The following is a 20,789-nucleotide window of genomic DNA, read 5'->3' as shown; positions in this document are numbered from 1 at the left end:
GGGCTGAGGTAAAACCTAAAATGTTTCGACTGAAAGCGATCGCCGCTTCCCTCGGAAGAGTTTCCCGGCGTGGCCCATCGGGGGGGCTCGGCAGGAAACTCTGCCTGGCTGTGGTCCTTGCCTTGGCCGCGCCCCATGCTGCGCAAAGCCAGGAAGCCACCTTCCCCTCCGCCCAGGCGGCGGCCAATCAGTTGAGCGCCCAGCAGATCGCCAATCTGCAGGAAGACCTGGCCTGGGCCGGCATGTTTTCGGAAGAGAACTCTCCGCCGGTTTCGGGGATTTTCTACAACGCCACCTACCAGGCCATCCGCCAATATCAACGCAGCAACAACCTGCCTGAAACGGGGGCGCCCAGTGCGGCCCTGGTCAGCGAACTGGACGGCCGGGTTGCTTCGATCCGGCGGACGGCCAACCTCAAAACCCTGGAAAATGGCGTCCTGAAGATCAGCTATCCAGCCGGCGTGCTGACCAAACAGCAGACGGTCAAAGGAGAGACGCGCTACACGACGCCCTCGGGCGACGCGCTGGTCCAATTGATCAATATGACGGGATCGCGCGAACGGCTCGACCAGATGTTCGCCGACATGAAGAAGGCCGCCGGCAAGGTCAAATATTCCGTCATGCTCGATGATCAGGGCGAAGGACAGCCTACCCGTTTCGTGATCGTCGGCGGCGACGCCAAATTCACCATCTATACGAGTATCGCACAGAAGGATGATGCGATCGTCGGCTTCATCGCCAGCTGGGACCGCAAGAAACGGCCGGATTTTCGCAACAGCGCCATCGTCATGGGCCTCTCGATCCGGCCGAAGACCGTTGCCAATCCCTATACCGCCGCAGCGGCGGGACAGAACCCGAAGGGCACCATCGCGATGCCCACTGCCGAGCTGAACCGGCAACTCGACATCTGCGCCAAAGCGAAGGACGCTGCCGAGATCGTCACCGCCTGCACGGCGGCACTGTCGGCCAGCACGCTGCTGGCGGCCAACCGGCCGACCGTCCTCTACAATCGCTCCGTCGGATACAACAGGCAGAACAAGGCCGATCTGGCTCTCGCCGATCTCGACCAGGCCATCGCCCTCGATCCGGACCAGGCGAGTTATTACACGCAGCGCGGGCATGTCCGCTACGGCCAGTCGAAATATGATGCCGCGGCGGCAGATTATAGCCAGGCCCTTGCCAAGAAAACGCCGGCGGCGGCCGACTATACCAATCGCGGCAACAGCTATTATGGCCTGGAGGATTACCAGAAAGCCGTCGCCGACTATGACGCATCGCTGCGCCTGGATCCGAACGATATCGACACTCACGCCCTTCGCGGCTCTGCGCTGCTGAGGCTGAGCCGGCCGGCAGAAGCCATGACCGATCTGAACTTCACTATCGAGCGGGGTGGCGACAAGGTCGGCGCCGGCGACTACAAGAATCGCGGAGAGGCGCTGGCCGAGCTTGGCCGCGCCGAAGAAGGCAGGCCTGATTTCGCCAAGGCAGAAGCCATCGCCACCGCGAAGATCGAGACGGACAATTACAATTTCGTCTATCGTGCCTTCGTTCGTGCCTTCACTGGCAATGCCGAGGGAGCCATTGCCGATGCAGACAAATATCTATCCATCGACCCTAAGGCCAGCGAAGCCCTTCATGCGCGCGCACTGGGCAATGTCGCCAAGCAAGATTTCACCAAGGCGCTCGCCGATTTCTCCCAGGCCATCAGCATGGGGCGCAAGCGTTTGTTCATCCAGCGCCAGCGCGGTGATGTCTATTTGACGACCGGCCAGCCCGAACAGGCGATCGCAGATTACCAGGCCCAACTCAATCTTACACCCGGCAACGCCCTCGCCATGGTCGGCCTCGAAAAGGCCAGGCAGGCGATGGCTGCCAAACTCCTGGCAACCGCAGGTACCCCGCAGGGCAACAATGCACCAGCCACGGCCGGTTCACCGCAGGTGGCTGCACTGGCCGCCCTGCAACCTCCGGCCAAAGCCGAGCTTGGTCGCCGGGTGGCCCTGGTGATCGGCAATTCCAACTACGCCAATGTCGCCGCCCTGCCGAACCCGAAGAACGACGCCGCCAAGGTCGCCGACACCCTGCGCAAGATCGGCTTTGCCGAGGTGACGCTGGCGGAGGACACCGATTTCCGCAGCCTCAACCGCGCCCTGCAGGATTTCGCCAGCCAGGCCGACGGGGCCGACTGGGCAGTGATCTACTATGCCGGCCATGGCATCGAGATCGCCAACACCAATTATCTGGTGCCGGTCGATGCCAAGCTCGCGTCCGATCGCGACGTCACCTTCGAGGCCGTGCCGCTCGATCGGGTGATGGCCGCCAGCGAAGGCGCCAAGGGCATGCGTCTGGTCATCCTCGATGCCTGCCGCAACAATCCCTTCCTGGCCAACATGACCCGCAAGACGGCAACGCGCGCCGTCTCGCGCGGCCTCAGTCGGGTCGAGCCGGATGGCGGCACGCTCGTCGTCTATGCCGCCAAGGCCGGCGAGGTCGCCCTCGACGGCAGCGGCGGCAACTCGCCCTTCGTCACCGCCCTCACCACCAACCTGCAGAAGCCCGGCATCGAGATCGGCAAGCTGTTCCGCCTGGTGCGCGACGATGTGATGAAGGCGACCGACCGCAAGCAGGAGCCCTTCACCTATGGCTCCCTGCCCGGCGAAGATTTCATCTTCAATCCGGGCTGAGGACAACAGGCATGAGTCGGAGTGAGAAACCGGAAACCGCCGCAATGCGTCGATTGAAACCGCCCATTCTCGGAACACTCCTTGCCGTGATCCTCGGCACGAGCTTGGCCGCCGCCACGACGGCCCAGGGGCAAACGAAACTCACGGCCACCGAGCTGCAGCGCTATATCGATATCTGCTTCAAGGCCAAGGATGGCAACGAAAACGTCGCAGCCTGCACGGCCGCCCTCTCCGCCGGCGAGAAGCAATTGTCGAAACCCAACCGCGCTATGGTGCTCTATAGCCGCGCGATCGGTTATACCAAGCTCCAGCAATTCGACCCGGCGGTTGCCGATGTCACCAAGGGGCTGGCTCTCACCCCTCAATCGGCGAAACACTATACGCTACGCGCACTCCTCTACAGAAAACAGGGCAAGAACGACTTGGCTCTCGCCGATTTCAAAGAGGCGGTCAATAAGGGAGCGAAGGGCGCAGGAGACTATGCCGACCGTGGCAGGAGTTATTTCGACGTCGGCGATTATGAAAAGGCACTTGGCGACTTCGATACCTCCCTGCGCACGGCACCCGACAATGCCATGGTTCACGGCTACCGTGGCGTGGCGCTGCTGAGATTGGGCCGGGTCAACGAGGCTGTCACCGACCTCACCTTTCAGATCGAGAAGGGAGGAAACAATGTCATCCCGGGCGATTACACCCATCGCGGCTTTGCTCTGATCGAACTGGGTAAAGCGGACGAAGCAAAGGCCGATTTCGCCAAGGCCGAAGCGCTTGCCACAGGAAAGATCGAAGGAACCAGTACGCCGGAGGCCTATTGGTATGTCGACCGCGCCTTCGCGCGGGCGCTCGGAGACAATCCGGACGGCGCCGTCGCCGATATCTCCCGCTATCTGTCGACCCAGGCCCAGACCGCCGATGCCTTTCAAGCCCGGGCCCTCGCCTATGCAGCCAAACGGAACTACCGGGATGCGTTGGCCGATTTTTCCCAGGCCATCAATCTGGATCGGAAGAAATTGTTCATCCTACGCCAGCGCGGCGATGTCTATCTGGCCGCTGGGCAGCCCGAACTGGCAATCGCCGACTATCAGGCCCAGCTGAGCCAGATAGCTGGGAACGCCCTGGCCATGACCGGGCTCGAAAAGGCCAAGCAGGCCATGGCCGCCAAGCTGCAGGCTTCCGCCACGCCGCCACAGAGTAACAGTGCCTCAACCACCGGCGGCGCCCCGCCATCCCAGGCCAAAGCCGAGCTCGGCCGCCGGGTGGCCCTGGTGATCGGCAATTCCAACTACGCCAATGTCGCCGCCCTGCCGAACCCGAAGAACGACGCCGCCAAGGTCGCCGACACCCTGCGCAAGATCGGCTTTGCCGAGGTGACGCTGGCGGAGGACACCGATTTCCGCAGCCTCAACCGCGCCCTGCAGGATTTCGCCAGCCAGGCCGACGGGGCCGACTGGGCAGTGATCTACTATGCCGGCCATGGCATCGAGATCGCCAACACCAATTATCTGGTGCCGGTCGATGCCAAGCTCGCGTCCGATCGCGACGTCACCTTCGAGGCCGTGCCGCTCGATCGGGTGATGGCCGCCAGCGAAGGCGCCAAGGGCATGCGTCTGGTCATCCTCGATGCCTGCCGCAACAATCCCTTCCTGGCCAACATGACCCGCAAGACGGCAACGCGCGCCGTCTCGCGCGGCCTCAGTCGGGTCGAGCCGGATGGCGGCACGCTCGTCGTCTATGCCGCCAAGGCCGGCGAGGTCGCCCTCGACGGCAGCGGCGGCAACTCGCCCTTCGTCACCGCCCTCACCACCAACCTGCAGAAGCCCGGCATCGAAATCGGCAAGCTGTTTCGCCTGGTGCGCGACGACGTGATGAAGACGACCGACCGCAAGCAGGAGCCCTTCACCTATGGCTCCCTGCCCGGCGAAGACTTCATCTTCAATCCGGGCTGAGGGCTGGAGTGTGGACCATCCATGTTCTCCAGGGAACTGCAGCTTCCCGCAGTTATGGCGAGAAGCTCCAAGGTGCAGGAATGCGCCCAAGCTCAGGCCCCTGCGGCCTGACGATCAAAATCTTGGCCAAACCTATCGATCCGGGGTTCCCCAATGTTGCGCTTGAAGACGATCGCCGCCCTGATCGGGCTGACGCTGGCCATCGCCACTCCGGCCGCGGCGCAGATCATCGACTATGCCCGCTTCGAGAAAGCCAAGCGGATCGGCGATCAATTGAGCAGCACGCAACTGCGCCAGCTGCAATCCGACCTGTCGTGGAACACCGGCTACAACAGCCTTACCAATTTCCCCCTCTGGGGCAGTTTTGACGAAGCGACCTTCGTCGCGATCCGGAATTTCCAATCACACAATCTGAGAAGCCTGAACATCAAGCCGCTCGAGGAAAACAGCATCCCCTCGCCCGAGTTGATCAAGCTCGCCCGCACCAAGGCGGCCAAGCAGAAAGCTCTGCTCGACTTCAGGACCGCCAGTGCCCAGGGCATGACCATCGACTATCCGGCCTCGCTGCTGCCGGCCCGTGAGGAAACGCCGACGGGCCTGCGCCTGCGGGCGCCGCGCTGGGACATGAGCGTGGAACTACAGGCCTTTTCGGCAGGAGACATGCCATTCGAGGCGCGCTTCGAGGCTATGAAGGCCACGCCGGAGGTGACCCGAATCGTCCAGGCCAAGCTGTTCAAGGCACGGGCGGGGCGTAACCCGACCTATTTCGTGCTGTTCGGCACCAAGGACAGCCTGGGCTTTTATGCCCGCTTCATCAAGGGCGCCGACGGTTCGGCGCGGGGCATGATCATCCGCTGGAACGCCGACACCGGCAAGGACACCACACAGATGGTGGAGATGTTCGAGGCCTATGATGCCTTTGGGGTCATGATCGGCTCGCTGCGGCTGGATGACGACGACAGTGGCTCGGCAGCGGAGGCACCGCTTTCCGAGATCGCCGATCTCAGGGCCAATCGCCAGCTCTGCGGACAGGCCAAGGTGGCCGCCGACATCGTCAAAGCCTGCAGCGACGTGCTGGCGGTGGGTGATCTGCTCCTGCCCCAAACGCTGGCCGTCACCAATTCGAACCGGGGCTGGGGCTTCTACCTCAAGGGCGACTACGACAAGGCCATCGCCGATTACAACGAAGCCATCGCCCTGCGCCAGGATGACGATCTCTCCTTCTCGGGGCGTGGCTATGCCCGCTTCGCCAAGGGCGACAATGCCCAGGCCATTGCCGATTTCGACCAGGCCCTGCGCCTGAAACCCACTCGGACGGAACTGCTGAGCTACCGCGCCTCCGCCGCCCTCAGGCTCGGCCGTCTGCAGGAAAGCGTCGACAACATCACTTCGGTGGTCGCCGGCGGCAAGGCCGCCACCCCCGACTACCTCAATCGCGGCGTGGCGCTGCTCGAGCTCGGCCGCAAGGACGAGGCCGCATCGGATCTGAGCCGCGCCGTCGACTCCGCCAGCGATGAACTGACGGCCGATCCCGGCAAGAATGCCTATAGCCTGATGTACCGCGCCATGGCCAAGGCCTATGGCAACGACCCGGATGGTGCCATCGCCGATGCGACGCGCTTCCTGTCGACCACGCCGCAATCCCCCGAAGCTTTCCACGCACGCGGGCTGGCCCAGGCGGCAAAGCAGGACTATGCCGCAGCCATCGTCGACTATACCCAGGCCATCAGCCTCGGGCGCAAGAGCTTCATCCTGCGCCAGCGCGGCGATGCCTATCTCGCTGCCGGCCAGCCCGACCTCGCTGCCGCCGACTATCTGGCGATGCTGCGCCAGTTTCCCTCCAATCCGCTTGCAGCCGCCGGCCTGGAAAAGGCCAAGCAGGCGCTGGTGCAGAAGTTCGGGTCCGCCAATCCGCCGGCGGCCGAACAGGCCACGCCGGCAACTTCGACACCGGCCCAGGCACCGGTGTCGATGGGCAGGCGCATCGCCCTCATCATCGGCAATGGTGCCTATACCGGCACCAGCCCCCTGCCCAATCCCAAGCGTGACGCGGCGCGGTTGGCCGAGACCTTCCGCAGCATCGGCTTCAGCGACGTCACTTTGGTGGAGGACCTCGACGTCCAGGGCTTCAACCGCGCCCTGCAAGAATTCTCGGACAAGGCGGCGCAGGCCGACTGGGCCGTGGTCTATTATGCCGGCCACGGCATGGAGGTCGACAATGTCAATTACCTCATCCCGGTCGATGCCAAGCTCGAGAAGGAGCGCGACATCCTGTTCGAAGCCGTACCGCTAGACCGGGTGATGGCAGCGGGCGAAGGCGCCAAGTCGCTGCGCCTGGTCATCCTCGACGCTTGCCGCAACAATCCCTTCGAGGGCTCGATGGCCAAGAAGAGCGCGACGCGGGCCGTCACGCGCGGCCTCAGCCGCGTCGAGCCTGACGGCGCGAGCCTGGTTGTCTATGCCGCCAAGGCCGGCCAGGTGGCGCTGGACGGGGCGGATGGCAATTCGCCCTTCGTCACCGCGCTCGACACCAATCTGCGCAAGCCCAATGTCGAGATCGGCAAGCTCTTCCGCCTGGTGCGCGACGATGTGATGAAGGCGACCGAACGCCAGCAGGAGCCCTTCACCTACGGTTCCCTGCCAGGCGAGGACTTCTTCTTCAATCCGGGGAAGTAGGGAGTGGGAGTCCGCTTCGAGAGGTTGAGCATCTCCCCTCATCCGGTTGCCGCCACCTTCTCCCGCAAGGGGAGAAGGGAATCTACCCGGCTTGCGTGATGTTCGGCGACGGGAGCCGCAATCCGACCTCAATAGTATCCCTTCTCCCCTTGCGGGTGTCGTCAACTCTATCGAGTTGACTAGAGGTCCCGGCAGGGGGATGAGGGGGGCCGGCGCGCGCGCCCTCAGACCTCGAAACAGGCGACCAGGCGATCGTGCTTCAGCTCCAGGCCCGGTCGTTCGTCCCGGCAATGCGGCTTGACGATCGGGCAGCGTGGATTGAAGGCGCAGCCCGTCGGCGGGGCGAAGGGCGAGGGCAATTCGCCCTGCAGCACGATGCGCTCGCGCTTGCGGTCGGGATCGGCCTGCGGCGTCGCCGACATCAGTGCCCTGGTATAGGGGTGCTGCGGCGCCGAGAACAGGGCGTCGCGCGTGCCCATCTCAACCGCCCGTCCCAGATACATCACCATCACGTCGTCGGCGATGTGGCGCACCACCGACAGGTCGTGGCTGATGAAGATATAAGCGAGCTTGAACTCCTGCTGCAGTTCGGCGAGCAAGTTGAGCACCTGCGCGCGCACCGAGACGTCCAGGGCCGAGACCGGCTCGTCCAGCACCAGGATCTTCGGCCTGAGCATCAGGGCCCTGGCAATGGCGATGCGCTGGCGCTGGCCGCCCGAGAACATATGTGGATAGCGCAGCGCCTGCTCAGGGCGCAGGCCGACCCGCTTCATCATGGCAAGGGCAGCTTCGCGCCGTTCGCCCGAGCTCATCCTGGTGTTGACCAGCAGGGGCTCCTCCAGCGCCTGCGCGATGGTCTGGCGCGGATTGAGAGAGCCGAAGGGGTTCTGGAACACGATCTGGATTTCGCGGCGCAGGGTCTTGCGCTGCTCCGCCGTCGCCAGCTTCACATCGATGCCACCGATGGTCAGCGATCCCGCACTGGGCTGCTCGATCATGGTCAGCAAACGCGCGAGGGTCGACTTGCCGCAGCCGGACTCACCCACCACCGCCAGCGTCTTGCCGGCATCGAGCGTGAAGCTCACGCCGGCCAGCGCCTTGACGGTCGCCGTGCCGCCGAACATGCCGCGCTTGACTTCATAGGAGCGCGCGAGATCACGCGCTTCGACGAGGACTGCCATCACACGGCCTCCATGCGGGCCGCTTCGCCACCAGTCAGCGGGTGGATGCACAAGGCCTGGTTATAGTCCACGCCGGCCCGCTTGGGCGGTGCGGCGCGGCATTCATCGGTGGCATAGGAACAGCGCGGCGAGAACAGGCAACCGCGGGGGCGGTCATACTGGCCGGGCACCACGCCGGGGATCGACGGCAGGATCTGCGAGGTGGCCCGCTCCGGCAAGGCTGCCAGCAGGGCTGATGTATAGGGATGGCGCGGCGTGTGGAACAAAGGCCCCGTCTTAGCCATCTCGACCTGCTGGCCGGCATATTGCACGACCACGCGCTCGGCCGTTTCGGCGACGACCCCCATGTCATGGGTGATCAGCACCACGGCCATGCCGCGTTCCTCGCGCAGCTTGACCAGGAGATCGAGGATCTGCGCCTGGATGGTGACGTCGAGCGCCGTCGTCGGCTCGTCCGCAATCAGCAGCTTGGGATTGCAGGAGATCGCCATGGCGATCATCACGCGTTGGCTCATGCCGCCCGACATCTGATGCGGGAAGGCCGACAGGCGGCGCGCCGGATCGGTGATGCCGACAGCCTTCAGCAGTTCCACCGCCCGGTCCCGCGCCTCGCGCCGCGATATCGACAGGTGGGCACGTATGGCCTCGGTGAGCTGAAAGCCGACCGTGAAGCAGGGATTGAGCGAGGTCATCGGCTCCTGGAAGATCATCGCCATGTCGCGGCCGATGATCTTGCGCCGTTCGCGCGGCGTGATCTTTTGCAGGTCCAGCCCGTTGAAGGCCAGCTTGTCGGCGGTGATGCGGGCCGTCTTGGGCAAGAGGCCCATCAGCGCCAGCATGGCGACCGACTTGCCGGACCCGGACTCGCCGACGATGGAGACGATCTCGCCCGGATCGATCGCGAGCGAGACCCCGTCCACGGCCCGGAAGAAGCCGTGCTTGACCTGGAATTCGACGGTGAGATTGGAGATTTCGAGCAGCGCCATGTCTATTCTTGCCCCAACATGTCTACCCTCGCTTCAACTTGGGATCGAGCGCATCGCGCAGACCGTCGCCAAACAGGTTGATGGCGACCACGGTGACCAGAATGCAGATGCCGGGCGCGATGGCGAGCCAAGGCGCGCTCTGGATGTCCTGACGCACGTCGGAGAGCATGGCGCCCCATTCGGGGATGGGCGGCTGCGCGCCCATGCCGAGGAAGCCCAGCGCCGCCGCCTGCAGGATGGCATCGGAGACGCCGAGTGTCGCCTGCACGATCAGCGGTGCCATGCAATTGGGCAGGATGGTGCGGAACAGGAGACGGGGCGGCTTGACCCCCACGACCGTGGCGGCGGTGACATAGTCCTTCGACAATTCCCCGAGGGCGGCGGCCCTGACGATCCGCACATAGCGCGGCAGGAAGACGATGGTGATGGCCGCGACCGTCGGCACCAGGCCGGGCTGCAGGATGGCGACGATCACCATGGAAAGCACCAGGTCCGGGATGGACATGATCAGGTCCATCAGCCGCATCAGCACGAAGTCGAACCAGCCGCCGACATAGGCCGCGATCAGCCCCAGGATGACTCCGAGCAGCATCGAGACCGCCATCACGGTCAGGCCGATGCCGAGCGAGTAGCGCGCGCCATAGATCAGGCGCGAAAGCACGTCACGACCGCCGCTCTTGTCGGTGCCGAGGATGAACTCCCAACTGCCGCCCTCGACCCAGGCCGGGGGCTGGCCGACATGACCGGGATGGCCGGCGTCCGGCCAGCCCGCCGCATTATAGGGTGCGTAGGGAGCCAGGAAATCGGCAAAAACGGCAACGAGAACCACGAGGACGAGCACGACAAGGCCCGCGACGGCGCCCTTGTTCTGCTTGAGCGAGTCCCAGATCTCGGCGGTGGCGGAAGGCGGCTTGGCCGGGCGGATTGCCGCCGCGGCTTGCGTGTCAGCGGCCATGGCGAATCCTTGGATTAATGACGCCGTAGAGCAGATCGACGAAGAGATTGATGAAGGTGACGAGGATGGCGATGATCAGGATGCCGCCCTGGAGCGCGGGATAATCACGGCGCGAGAAGGAATCGATCAGCCACTTGCCGACGCCGGGCCAGGAGAACACCGATTCCGTCTGCACCGCGCCGGCGAACAGCATGCCGATCATCAGGCCGACCACGGTGACGATCGGGATCATGGCATTGCGCAGGGCATGCAGGCCGATCACCCGCAGCGGCGACAACCCCTTGGCCCGGGCGGTGCGGACATAGTCCTCGTTCAGCACTTCCAGCATGGCCGAGCGTGTGATGCGCATGATCACCGCCAGAGGGATGGTGCCGAGCACGATGGCGGGCAGGATGAGATGCTGCAGCGCAGACCAGACCGCGCCCTCCTGGTCGGACCAGAAGGCGTCCCAGAGCATGAAGCCGGTACTGGTTTCCTCGTCGAAATAGAACGCCGTGTCGATACGCCCGCCGACCGGCGTCAGATCGAGCTTGAGGGAAACCAGCAGGATCAGGAGGATGCCGAACCAGAAGATCGGCATGGAATTGCCGATCACGGCGAAGGCTGTGGCAATGTAGTCGGCGAACTTGCCGCGCTGCAGGGCGGCAAGGATTCCGAAGGGAATGCCGAGGCCGACGGCGAAGATCATGGCTGCGAAGGCCAGTTCCACCGTGGCAGGAAAGAGGGTGAAGAACTCGGTCAGCACCGGCCGTTGGGTGACGATGGAGGTGCCGAAATCACCATGCAGGAGTTGCCAGAGATAGCGGCCGAACTGCTCGTAGACAGGTTGGTCGAGACCGAGTTGGTGACGGAATTCGGCCAGGCGCTCGGGCGAAATACCTCTTTCGCCCACACGCACTTCGACCGGGTCGCCGGGAACCATTCGAATGGCGAAGAATGCCAAGGCGACCAGCGCGATGAAGGTCGGAACGGTCATGGCGACACGCTTGAGCAGGAAGGTCAGCATGGGCGCTCGCGGGTCAGCAGTAGAAAACAGGATACAAAAAGGCTGCCAGGCCGATGAAGACCTGGCAGCCTGAAAGCGTGATTACTTCTTCAGGTCGGTATCGAAGAACTCGAAGCGGCCGAGCGGCGAGGGCTTGAAGCCTTCGACGTTCTTGCGAACGGGCGTGTAGACCACCGTGTGGGCGATGTTCAGATAGGGAACCTCGTCATGGGCGATCTGCAGCATCTCCTGGTAGAGCTTGGTGCGCTCGGCCTTGTCGAAGCTGGCGCGGGCCTTCTCCAGGCGCTCCTGGTGGTCCTTGTTGCACCAGCGCGGATAGTTCTGGCTAACGGGCTTCTTCTTCTCGATGTCGCAGGCGAACAGGAAGAAGAAGTTGTCGGGATCGCCATTGTCGCCGGTCCAGCCCATCTGGGGCAGCGTAGCCTCACCGTTCTGCAGGCGCTTGCGGTAGTCACCCCACTCATAGGTGACGAGCTTGGCGTTGACGCCGATCTTGGCCAGATCGGCCTGCATCAGCTCGCCCATGCGCTTGCCGTTGGGATTATAGGGCCGGTAGACCGGCATGTACCACAGGTCGATGTCGATCGGGGTCTTTACCCCGGCGTCGGCCAGGAGCTTCTTTGAAGCTTCGGGGTCATAGCCGTATTCGGGGATCTTGTCGTTGTAGCCCAGCATGAAGGAGGGGATCAGCGTGGTCGAGGGCTTGCCGCTGCCTTCATAGACGTCCGAGAGGATCGCCTTCAGGTTGATCGCCTTGGCCAGGGCCAGGCGTACTTCCTTCTTGTCCAGCGGGGGCTTCTCCGTGTTGAAGGAGAAGTACATGTCGTTCAGGCCCTCATTGGTCAGGACCTTGATGTCCTTGTTGGCCTCCATCGACTTGAGGTCGGCGGGGTTGGGGCCGACCATGACCTGGCATTCGTTCTTCTGCAGCTTGGCATAGCGGGCGGCTGCATCCGGCGTGATCGCATAGACGAGCTGGTCGAGCTTGACCTTGCCGGCCCAATATTGCGGGAAGGCCTTGTAGCGGATCACCGCGTCCTTCTGATAGGCGACGAACTGGAAGGCGCCGGTACCGACGGGCTCCTGGTCGAACTTCTCGGGCGTGCCGGCCTTGAGCAGGTAGTCGGCATATTCGGCCGACTGGATGGTCGCGAAATCCATGCCGAGATTGGCCATGAAAGGCGCGTTCGGCTTGGTCAGGGTCATCTTGACGGTGTAGTCGTCGACCTTCTCGATCGACTTCAACAGGCTGGGCATGTCCATGTCGTTGAAGTAGTCGTACGAACCGCCCGAAACCTTGTGATAAGGATTGTCATCCTTCCACTGGCGATTGAAGGAGAACAGGACGTCGTCGGCGTTGAAGTCGCGCGTCGGCTTGAAGCCCTTCCAGGAGTGGAACTTCACGCCCTTGCGCAGATGGAAGACGATCTCGGTGCCGTCCTTGGAAACGTCCCACTTCTCAGCGAGGCCAGGCCGGAGGTCGGTGGTGCCCGGCGTAAATTCCACGAGCTGGTTGTAGACCGGCCGGGCGGCGTCAAGCGAGGTGCCGGTGGTGTTCAGGGCCGGGGTGAAGTTCTCGGGGCTTCCCTCCGAGCAATAGACCAGCGTCTTGGTCGCGGCCATTGCCGTCGTTCCCAGCAACGCGGCAAAGCCGGCCGCCAGAAGGCCTGTCTTCAGCAGTTTTGACATTTGTTCCCCACTGTCATGGTGCATTGTTCCGTCCGCCTCCAAGCGAACGCAAACGCCGAACGGGCATTGAGGGCGCGCCGCCGGTCATCGTTTCAGGCCAGACAGAGGCGTTTCGAGCCGAGGAGAAGAGGTTCGAGGACGCAAGCCTTCCGACTTGTTACGCCCGCCACGGGCCAAACCCATGGCTGAAACGATCTGCTCATCGGCCAAAGCCACAGCGCCACCGAAGGCGGTGAGGCGATGAATGGCTTTCCGCAGCGCCGCTCCGCCTACCGGGATGCATGTCCCGACCGTGCCTGCGCCTCTCGTCCGGCCATTTTTGGCCTCATCTAGCTCCAAACCATACCCGACGTTACGCCCCTTGCCCAGTTGGCGCGTATGGAAGCCTTTTTATGCGTTTTCGGCAATCGGAATCTGACATTTTCGTGGCGTTTGTAATTTTTGTATCAGGAAGCGCCAACGAAAAACCCCGCGGCTATTCCACGGGGCTTTTCTGTAACATAAAGTTACCCGAGCGAGCGGCACGATGGACGCGCCGCGGCAAGAATCAGGCGGATTTCACAAAGAGGTCGAGCTTCTTGAAGTGCTCGGCGAGGAGATAATAGACCGTCACGCGCGACTTCGAATTGTCGGCCTTGAGCTTCTCGATCACTGCGGCAACGGCCGCGTCAAGCTTGTCGTCGGCATCCGTCAAGGCGAGCTTCTTCTTGAGGAAGCTGTCGCGGACACGAGCAAGTTCGGTAGGGTCCTTGCCGGCAACGAGCGAAGAATCACGATTACGCAGAGCAATGCCGAGATGCTTCACGATGCCGGCAGCAGCGGCTTCGTTCACACTGGACGTGTATTTCTTGATATCAGCGACGTAGGTAGCCAGATCAGACATCGGCGTGCATTCCTCCTGGATCACGATGCATCGGACACAGTTATTTGCTGGTCGAAACAACCGTGGAATATTAGGGCATGATTTGCCCGCAGGCGCCACCGCAAAGTGCGGCTTTCCCTACGGAAGCCGCACAGAAATGCACGCAAAAGACACTCAGCGGCGCTTTTCCTCGATCGCATCCCAGATCTGGGCGGCCAGATCCGGGCCACCGAGCCGCTTGATCGCCCGCAGGCCTGTCGGCGAAGTCACGTTGATCTCGGTGAGATGGCCGTCGATCACGTCGATTCCCGTGAACAGCAAGCCCTTGTCGCGCAGGGTCGGTCCGATTCGTTCGCAGATTTCCCGTTCACGCGGCGACAGGTCGGTCGGCTTGGCGGCGCCGCCGCGCACCATGTTGGAGCGAATGTCGCCCGGTTGCGGCACCCGATTGACGGCGCCGGCAGCGACACCGTCGACCAGGATGATGCGCTTGTCGCCCTCCGAGACCTTGGGCAGGAAATGCTGCACCACCCAGGGCTCGCGCGACAGAGAGGCGAAGAGATCGTAGAGCGAGCCGAAATTCGGATCCTGCCTGCTCACCTTGAACACGGCCGCACCGCCATTGCCATAGAGCGGCTTCATCACGACGTCGCCATGTTCGGCCCGGAAGGCTTCGATCTCGACGCGGTCGCGGGTAATCAGCGTGGCCGGCATCAGGTCCGGAAACTCGGTGACCAGGATCTTCTCCGGCGCGTTGCGCACGTGGAAGGGATCGTTCACCACCAATGTCTTGGGATGGATGCGCTCGAGCATGTGGGTGGTGGTGACATAGGCCATGTCGAAGGGCGGGTCCTGGCGCAGCAGCACCACGTCGAAGCCGGAAAGGTCGGTACGGCTTTCCGCGCCGGCCTTGACGTGATCGCCCTCGACATCCTGCACGGTGACCGGCCTGACCTGCGCGGAGACGATGCCGTCGCGCTGGGACAGGGTATCGGGCGTATAGACCGCCAGCGAATGGCCGCGCGCCTGGGCCTCCAGCATCAGGGCAAAAGTGGAATCCCCCTTGATGTTGATGCGCTCGATCGGGTCCATCTGCACGGCAACGTTGAGCTTCATCAGGCAGTTCCTCGGATTTCCAGGGTCTCGAAAAAGGACTGCTAGTTAGATAGCTGTCGACGCCGCGCCGCAACAGACGCCGGGACGGCTTACGACAAAAAGAATTTGATCGAGAGCGGGAGGCATTGACGAGGGTCGATCTCCAGAGCCTGACTCAATAATCGCGAACAGAGCCGAGAAAAGCTCAGTTTTGTCATGCCCGGGCTTGTCCCGGGCATCCAGATACCACCGCTTGTTGAGATTGCGGCGCTGGAGCCGGGACGAAGCCCGGCAATGGCAAAACGCGAGTTTTACAGATTTTCGGTCAGGCTCTCCGGATCGCCCCTCCAGGAACCTATTGCGCCTTGGATGCGTCGCCGACATAGCCGGCCATCAGGGTCTGGCCGCTCGCCTCGTCACGCAAGGCGAACAGGAAGGGCTTGTCGGCGACGAAGGCGAGCTCGGGCTTGTCGGCAAGGCTGCGGGAGGTGATGGCCGTGGCCGCCGCCGCTTCGGTTCCCTTCTCGTCGATGGCGATGGCGACCTTCTGGATGATCTCGTCGATCTTCTGCGGCTTGGCGGAGAACTGGCGCAGCGCGTCCGGCGCCCCCGCGGCCGGATCGAGCCCGAGGCCGTCCAGGCTGGCCCTGAGGTCGCCCCCGGCCTTGATGGTGAGGCGCGGCAGGGCGACGGTGCCGGTCGTCTCGGCGAACCCTTCCCCCGTCAGCCAGCCCGAAACATCCGAAAAATCGGCAAGGCCGGCCGGCTTGTCCGTTGTGGTGATCAGGATCAACGCGTAGCCCTTGGTGCGGTAGGGCAGGGAAACGCCGACGAAGCGCCCCTCCTGGCGGGCCAGCCGCGACGCCGAGCCCGAATGCATCATCGCCACCCTGGCCGGACCGCCATCGGCACGATGGAAATCGGCCTCGCCGGTCTGGGCGGGATCGAAGGCCATGCGCCACTCATCCTTGAAATGAAGGGCGTTGAGCAGGACGAGGCTGCCCCCATGCAAGGGATTGTCGATGAGGCTGGGAATGAGGCCGCGCGTGCGCTCCTTGACCAGGGCGTTGATGGCATCGCGCGTTGCCGGACTGGCGATATCGGTGACCTCCACCGTTGCGCCCGCCTGCTTCAGCTTCGCCAAAGCGGCCGGCTTGGGGGTGGCCTCCCGGTCGAAATAGACCGCGCCGATACCGGTCAGCGGGCTTTCGTCCTTGCCGCCCGCGATCAGGGGCGACAAGGCCTGGCGCAGTTTGGCGAAATCGCCGGCCTTGCCTTCGAGCCGCAGCGTCTTGAGCAGCGCGGCATGGAGCTTCGGGCTGGCCCCGAGATCGAGCAGCGCGAAGGCGGCGGCGAGGCTGGCCGGAGAAACCGCGAGATTGGGCTCGCCTGCCGCTGTCTTGCCCAGCGCAACGAGGAGGTCGAAGCCGAAGCGGGCGGAGGCCTGGGACACGGCGCTCGGAGCCGATTTCGCCTTCTCGGCCGGCTTCGCATCCGTCGATCTGGCGTCGCTCGATTTGGGCTTGGGCGCGGCCTCCGCCGGCAATGGCATGGCGGCGAGCAAGCCAAGGATCATCAAGGCTCTCCTCGATACTGCAAACTCAGCGCGGCGGCCCATGCCCCATCCTCCTCAACGGGCACCAATGCCCGGTCACTGCCCCAGTTAAGCATGATGCCATGGACGCGCTGTATCGCAGAGCACCTTTCTGCGTGAATGCACCGCACAATACGGGCTTTCCCCGCACCCGCCGCCCCGCTATAAGGCTGCCTCTCGGGGTGTGGCCGGACTCGACCTTCGAACCCGGCCCGCGCCCTCCTTGTCGTTGCATCGCCCATGCCGAAAGTCGCCAGCGCCTTCCGGCACAAGGTTCCAGCGGGGTCAGTCATGCGCAGCGCGTCGATCGAGCGCGTCACCAATGAAACGTCGGTGTCCGTGACCGTCAAACTCGACGGCACAGGCAAGCACGACATCGCCACCGGCGTCGGCTTCTTCGACCATATGCTCGACCAGCTCGCCCGCCATTCGCTGATCGACATCACTGTGCGCACCAAGGGCGACCTGCATATCGACGACCACCATGCCGTCGAGGATACCGGCATCGCCCTGGGGCAGGCCATCCGCAAGGCGCTGGGCGACCTCAAGGGCGTCACGCGCTATGCCGATGCCTATCTGCCGATGGACGAGACGCTGACACGCGCCGCCATCGACATCTCCGGCCGCCCCTTCCTGGTGTTCAAGGTCGATTTCCCGCGCGAGAAGATCGGCACCTTCGACACCGAACTGGTGCGCGAATGGTTCCAGGCCTTCGCCATGAATGCCGGCATCACGCTGCATGTCGAGACGCTCTATGGCTCGAATGCCCATCACATCGCCGAAAGCTGCTTCAAGGCGCTGGCCCGCGCCCTGAAGTCGGCTGTCGCCATCGACCCGCGCCTGGAAGGCCAATTGCCGACCACCAAGGGCAAGCTCGGAGGCTGAGACGATGCCGAGCTGGTTCGTTTTCGAGCCCGCCAAGACCGCTCCCGACACTCTGGAGGCCGCCGACAAGTCCGTCTTCGTCAAGGACGGCTTCAGCTTCGGCGCCTTTCTGGTCACGCCGGTCTGGCTGCTGTGGCGCAGGATGTGGCTGGTCTTCCTGGCCTGGCTGGGGCTGCAGGTGGCGCTCGCCGTGCTGACATCGGCGTTCTCCCTGGACCAGCGTGCCGCCGGAATCGTCTCCCTGCTGGTCAGCCTGTGCTTTGCCCTGGAGGCGAATGCCCTGCGCGCCTGGACCATGCGCCGCCAGGGCTGGCGCTTCAGCGGCATCGCCTCCGGCCATACCCTCGCGGAAGCCGAACAGCGCCATTTCGAAGGTCGTTCCCTCGCCGTTCCGGCTGCCCGGAACCCGCCGACGGCAGGCACGCACCCTCCCGGACAGGAATTCCCCGGCCCCTGGTCCTCGGCCCTGGGCCGGAACAGCGGCTCGCCGAACGTGCTCGGCGTCTTTCCCGAACCGCATGGAACAAAGCCTTGATCGCAACCATCATCGACTATGGCTCGGGCAATCTGCATTCCGCCCGCAAGGCCTTCGAACGCGCCGCAGCCGAAGCCGGCCTGCCCGTCGCCATCGAAGTGACCAGTGATCCCGAGCGGGTGGCCGGCGCCGATCATGTCGTGCTGCCGGGCGTGGGCGCCTATGCGGACTGCAAGCGCGGCCTGACTGCCGTATCCGGCATGATCGAGGCGCTCGGCCATGCCGTGACCGCCAAGGGACGCCCCTTCCTCGGCATCTGCGTCGGCATGCAGCTGATGGCCGAACGCGGTCTCGAATTCGAGACCACCGAAGGGCTCGGCTGGATCGGAGGCGACGTCAAGGCGATCCAGCCTGCGGATCCCGCTCTCAAAGTGCCGCATATGGGCTGGAACACGCTGTCCGCCAGGCGTGAGCACGCTCTCCTTGCCGGCATCCCGACCGGTCCGTCCGGCCTGCACGCCTATTTCGTCCATTCCTATCATCTGGCGGCTGCCGATCCGGCCGACGTGATTGCCGAGGCCGATTATGGCGGCCCGGTCACGGCCATGATCGGCCGCGCCAACATGGTGGGAACCCAGTTTCATCCCGAAAAGAGCCAGGCCCTCGGCCTGGCTCTGATCGCCAACTTCCTGCGGTGGCGCCCGTGATCCTCTTTCCTGCAATCGATCTCAAGGAAGGGCGCTGCGTGCGCCTCGTCCAGGGCGACATGGCCCAGGCCACCGTCTTCAACGACGATCCGGCCGAACAGGCTATCGCCTTCGAGGATATGGGCTTTTCCCACCTCCACGTCGTCGACCTCGACGGCGCCTTCGCCGGCAAGCCGATGAATTCGGCAGCCGTGGAGCGCATCCTTGCCGCCTGCACCATGAAGGTGCAGCTCGGCGGCGGCATCCGCGACTTCACGACCGTGGCCGCCTGGCTCGACAAGGGCATCGCGCGGGTGATCATCGGCACCGCCGCGGTACGCGATCCCGCCTTCGTCAAGGAAGCTGCCAAGGCCTTTCCGGGACAGATCGCCGTCGGTCTCGACGCGCGCGACGGCCTCGTCGCGGTCGAGGGCTGGGCCGAGGTCTCCACCGTGACCGCGGAGGAAATCGCCAAGCGCTTCGAGGATGCCGGCGTCTCCGCCATCATCTACACCAATATCGCGCGGGACGGCATGCTCAAGGGCATCGACTGGGACGGCACGCTGGCCCTGGCCCGGGCGGTCTCGATCCCGGTGATCGCCTCGGGCGGCCTGGCCTCGATCGCCGACGTCGAGCGCCTGGTGCAGCCCGATGCCGCCCTGCTCGAAGGCGCCATCGCCGGCCGCGCGCTCTATGACCGCCGCCTCGACCCGCATGAGGCTCTCGCCCTGTTGAGCAGGGTGGCCTGAGAGGGCGGGTCATCCCGTGCGCAGTGCAGCACGCAGTGATGCGCTGCAGACACGGGACAGCGTGCCGAATGAGTTTCATTCTGGAAACGGTCCCGTGTCTGCGCCGCAACATTTCATGTTGCATCGCGCACGGGATGACCATCCTCTCGTGATTTTCCTCTATAATTCTGTCATGGTGCCACCAACGGCCCGCAATCTCGGTCAAGAAGGTCGATGCTCAAAGCCCGCGTGATCCCCTGCCTCGACGTCAAGGACGGCCGTGTCGTCAAGGGCGTGAACTTCGTCGATCTCGTTGATGCCGGCGATCCGGTCGAGAGTGCGCGCGCCTATGATCAGGCCGGCGCCGACGAATTGTGCTTCCTCGACATCGCCGCCACCCATGAGAATCGCGGCCTGCTGCTCGACGTGATCAGCCGCACCGCCGAGGCCTGCTTCATGCCGCTCACCGTCGGCGGCGGCGTGCGGGCGGTGGAAGACATCCGCCAGCTCCTTCTCGCCGGCGCCGACAAGGTCTCGATCAATTCGGCCGCGGTCGCCGACAGGCAGTTCGTAGCCCGTGCAGCCGAGAAGTTCGGCCAGCAATGCATCGTCGTCGCCATCGACGCCAAGAGGGTCTCGACCGAAGGCGAGGCAGCCCGCTGGGAGATCTTCACCCATGGCGGGCGCCGCCCGACCGGCATCGACGCCATCGCCTTCGCCGAGGATGTCGTGCGGCTCGGTGCCGGCGAATTGCTGCTCACCTCCATGGACCGCGACGGCACCAAGATCGGCTTCGACCTCGATCTCACCCGTGCGATCGCCGACAGGGTCGGCGTGCCGGTGATCGCCTCGGGCGGCGTGGGCACGCTCGAACATCTGGTCGAGGGCGTGCGCGACGGCCATGCCAGCGCGGTTCTCGCCGCCTCGATCTTCCATTTCGGTACCTTCTCGATCCGGCAGGCCAAGACCTATATGGCCAAGGCGGGCCTGCCGATGCGTCTCGACGGATTGGCAGCATGAGCTTTTCCTTGACCGATCTCGAGGCTCGGGTGGCCGAGCGGGCCAAGGCGCCGCCGGAGCAGTCCTGGACGGCCAAGCTGCTGGCCGGCGGACCGCCACGTGCCGCCAAGAAGTTCGGGGAGGAGGCGGTGGAACTCGTCATCGCCCTCACCGAGGGCGAGGAAGGCCCGATCGTCGCCGAGGCCGCCGACGTGCTCTATCATTTGCTCGTCGGCCTCAAGGCGCGCGACATCCCGCTCGCTGCGGTCCTGCAGGAGCTCGAGCGGCGCACCGGCCAATCCGGCCTTGCCGAAAAAGCGTCCCGTCCTCGATGACGCCGAC

The 20,789-nt window shown here is 64.0% G+C and carries 17 protein-coding genes; 9 read left to right on the top strand and 8 right to left on the bottom strand.

From position 1 onward, the window contains the following. Positions 1-110 precede the first annotated feature (110 nt). The 3 genes from QM672_RS10815 to QM672_RS10805 all read left to right on the top strand — a co-directional run bounded on the left by QM672_RS10815 (position 111) and on the right by QM672_RS10805 (position 7,306). The gene (locus tag QM672_RS10815; protein WP_415082506.1) at positions 111-2,684 is read left to right on the top strand and encodes a caspase family protein; all 2,574 of its coding nucleotides are present in this window, start codon (positions 111-113) and stop codon (positions 2,682-2,684) included. 44 nt (positions 2,685-2,728) lie between these two features. Next, a complete protein-coding gene (locus tag QM672_RS10810) occupies positions 2,729-4,630 on the top strand; it encodes a caspase family protein (protein ID WP_415082504.1) in 1,902 nt (633 codons plus the stop codon). 153 nt (positions 4,631-4,783) lie between these two features. Further along, positions 4,784-7,306 (top strand): caspase family protein, encoded by a 2,523-nt coding sequence (locus QM672_RS10805; RefSeq protein WP_415082502.1) that lies wholly within the window; start codon positions 4,784-4,786, stop codon positions 7,304-7,306. Positions 7,307-7,530: 224 nt separating this feature from the next. Here QM672_RS10805 and QM672_RS10800 read toward each other — a convergent pair whose 3' ends face one another. The 8 genes from QM672_RS10800 to QM672_RS10765 form a co-directional block, all read right to left on the bottom strand. Next, the gene (locus QM672_RS10800; protein WP_311939126.1) at positions 7,531-8,487 is read right to left on the bottom strand and encodes a dipeptide ABC transporter ATP-binding protein; all 957 of its coding nucleotides are present in this window, start codon (positions 8,485-8,487) and stop codon (positions 7,531-7,533) included. Then, positions 8,487-9,473 (bottom strand): ABC transporter ATP-binding protein, encoded by a 987-nt coding sequence (locus tag QM672_RS10795; RefSeq protein WP_311939124.1) that lies wholly within the window; start codon positions 9,471-9,473, stop codon positions 8,487-8,489. Before QM672_RS10795 ends, QM672_RS10800 begins: the two co-directional genes overlap by 1 nt. Positions 9,474-9,495: 22 nt before the next feature. After that, a complete protein-coding gene (locus tag QM672_RS10790; protein ID WP_415082499.1) occupies positions 9,496-10,428 on the bottom strand; it encodes an ABC transporter permease in 933 nt (310 codons plus the stop codon). Continuing rightward, complete coding sequence (locus QM672_RS10785) at positions 10,418-11,434, bottom strand: ABC transporter permease subunit (protein WP_311939120.1); 1,017 nt, start codon at positions 11,432-11,434, stop codon at positions 10,418-10,420. Before QM672_RS10785 ends, QM672_RS10790 begins: the two co-directional genes overlap by 11 nt. Positions 11,435-11,515: 81 nt before the next feature. Next, on the bottom strand, positions 11,516-13,123 hold the full coding sequence (locus tag QM672_RS10780) for an ABC transporter substrate-binding protein (RefSeq protein ID WP_068293074.1): 1,608 nt from the start codon (positions 13,121-13,123) through the stop codon (positions 11,516-11,518). A 547-nt stretch (positions 13,124-13,670) separates the two neighbouring features. Continuing rightward, complete coding sequence (locus tag QM672_RS10775; RefSeq protein WP_311939179.1) at positions 13,671-13,997, bottom strand: DUF2853 family protein; 327 nt, start codon at positions 13,995-13,997, stop codon at positions 13,671-13,673. A 162-nt stretch (positions 13,998-14,159) separates the two neighbouring features. Then, positions 14,160-15,101, bottom strand: a complete 942-nt coding sequence (gene gshB, locus QM672_RS10770) for a glutathione synthase (RefSeq protein WP_311939118.1) — start codon at positions 15,099-15,101, stop codon at positions 14,160-14,162. A gap of 334 nt (positions 15,102-15,435) precedes the next feature. Next, positions 15,436-16,656, bottom strand: coding sequence for a serpin family protein (locus QM672_RS10765; RefSeq protein WP_415082496.1), 1,221 nt, complete (start codon positions 16,654-16,656; stop codon positions 15,436-15,438). Positions 16,657-16,965: 309 nt separating this feature from the next. Between QM672_RS10765 and hisB the strand changes: the two genes are divergently transcribed. The 6 genes from hisB (at position 16,966) to QM672_RS10735 (ending at position 20,782) form a co-directional block, all read left to right on the top strand. Then, a complete protein-coding gene (hisB, locus tag QM672_RS10760) occupies positions 16,966-17,559 on the top strand; it encodes an imidazoleglycerol-phosphate dehydratase HisB (RefSeq protein WP_415082494.1) in 594 nt (197 codons plus the stop codon). A gap of 4 nt (positions 17,560-17,563) precedes the next feature. Continuing rightward, complete coding sequence (locus QM672_RS10755; protein ID WP_311939113.1) at positions 17,564-18,094, top strand: DUF2628 domain-containing protein; 531 nt, start codon at positions 17,564-17,566, stop codon at positions 18,092-18,094. Continuing rightward, on the top strand, positions 18,091-18,741 hold the full coding sequence (gene hisH / locus QM672_RS10750) for an imidazole glycerol phosphate synthase subunit HisH (RefSeq protein ID WP_367623798.1): 651 nt from the start codon (positions 18,091-18,093) through the stop codon (positions 18,739-18,741). Before QM672_RS10755 ends, hisH begins: the two co-directional genes overlap by 4 nt. After that, positions 18,729-19,469, top strand: coding sequence for a 1-(5-phosphoribosyl)-5-[(5-phosphoribosylamino)methylideneamino]imidazole-4-carboxamide isomerase (hisA, locus tag QM672_RS10745; protein WP_367623797.1), 741 nt, complete (start codon positions 18,729-18,731; stop codon positions 19,467-19,469). Before hisH ends, hisA begins: the two co-directional genes overlap by 13 nt. Positions 19,470-19,682: 213 nt before the next feature. Continuing rightward, positions 19,683-20,468 (top strand): imidazole glycerol phosphate synthase subunit HisF, encoded by a 786-nt coding sequence (gene hisF, locus QM672_RS10740; protein WP_311939107.1) that lies wholly within the window; start codon positions 19,683-19,685, stop codon positions 20,466-20,468. Then, positions 20,465-20,782 (top strand): phosphoribosyl-ATP diphosphatase, encoded by a 318-nt coding sequence (locus QM672_RS10735; RefSeq protein WP_311939105.1) that lies wholly within the window; start codon positions 20,465-20,467, stop codon positions 20,780-20,782. Before hisF ends, QM672_RS10735 begins: the two co-directional genes overlap by 4 nt. Positions 20,783-20,789: the final 7 nt, after the last annotated feature.

This window comes from Labrys sp. (in: a-proteobacteria) (genome assembly GCF_047605565.1).
GTDB lineage: Bacteria > Pseudomonadota > Alphaproteobacteria > Rhizobiales > Labraceae > Labrys > Labrys neptuniae.
Note: the sequence above shows the minus strand (reverse complement) of the source record. Positions and strands in the feature narration are given on the sequence as shown.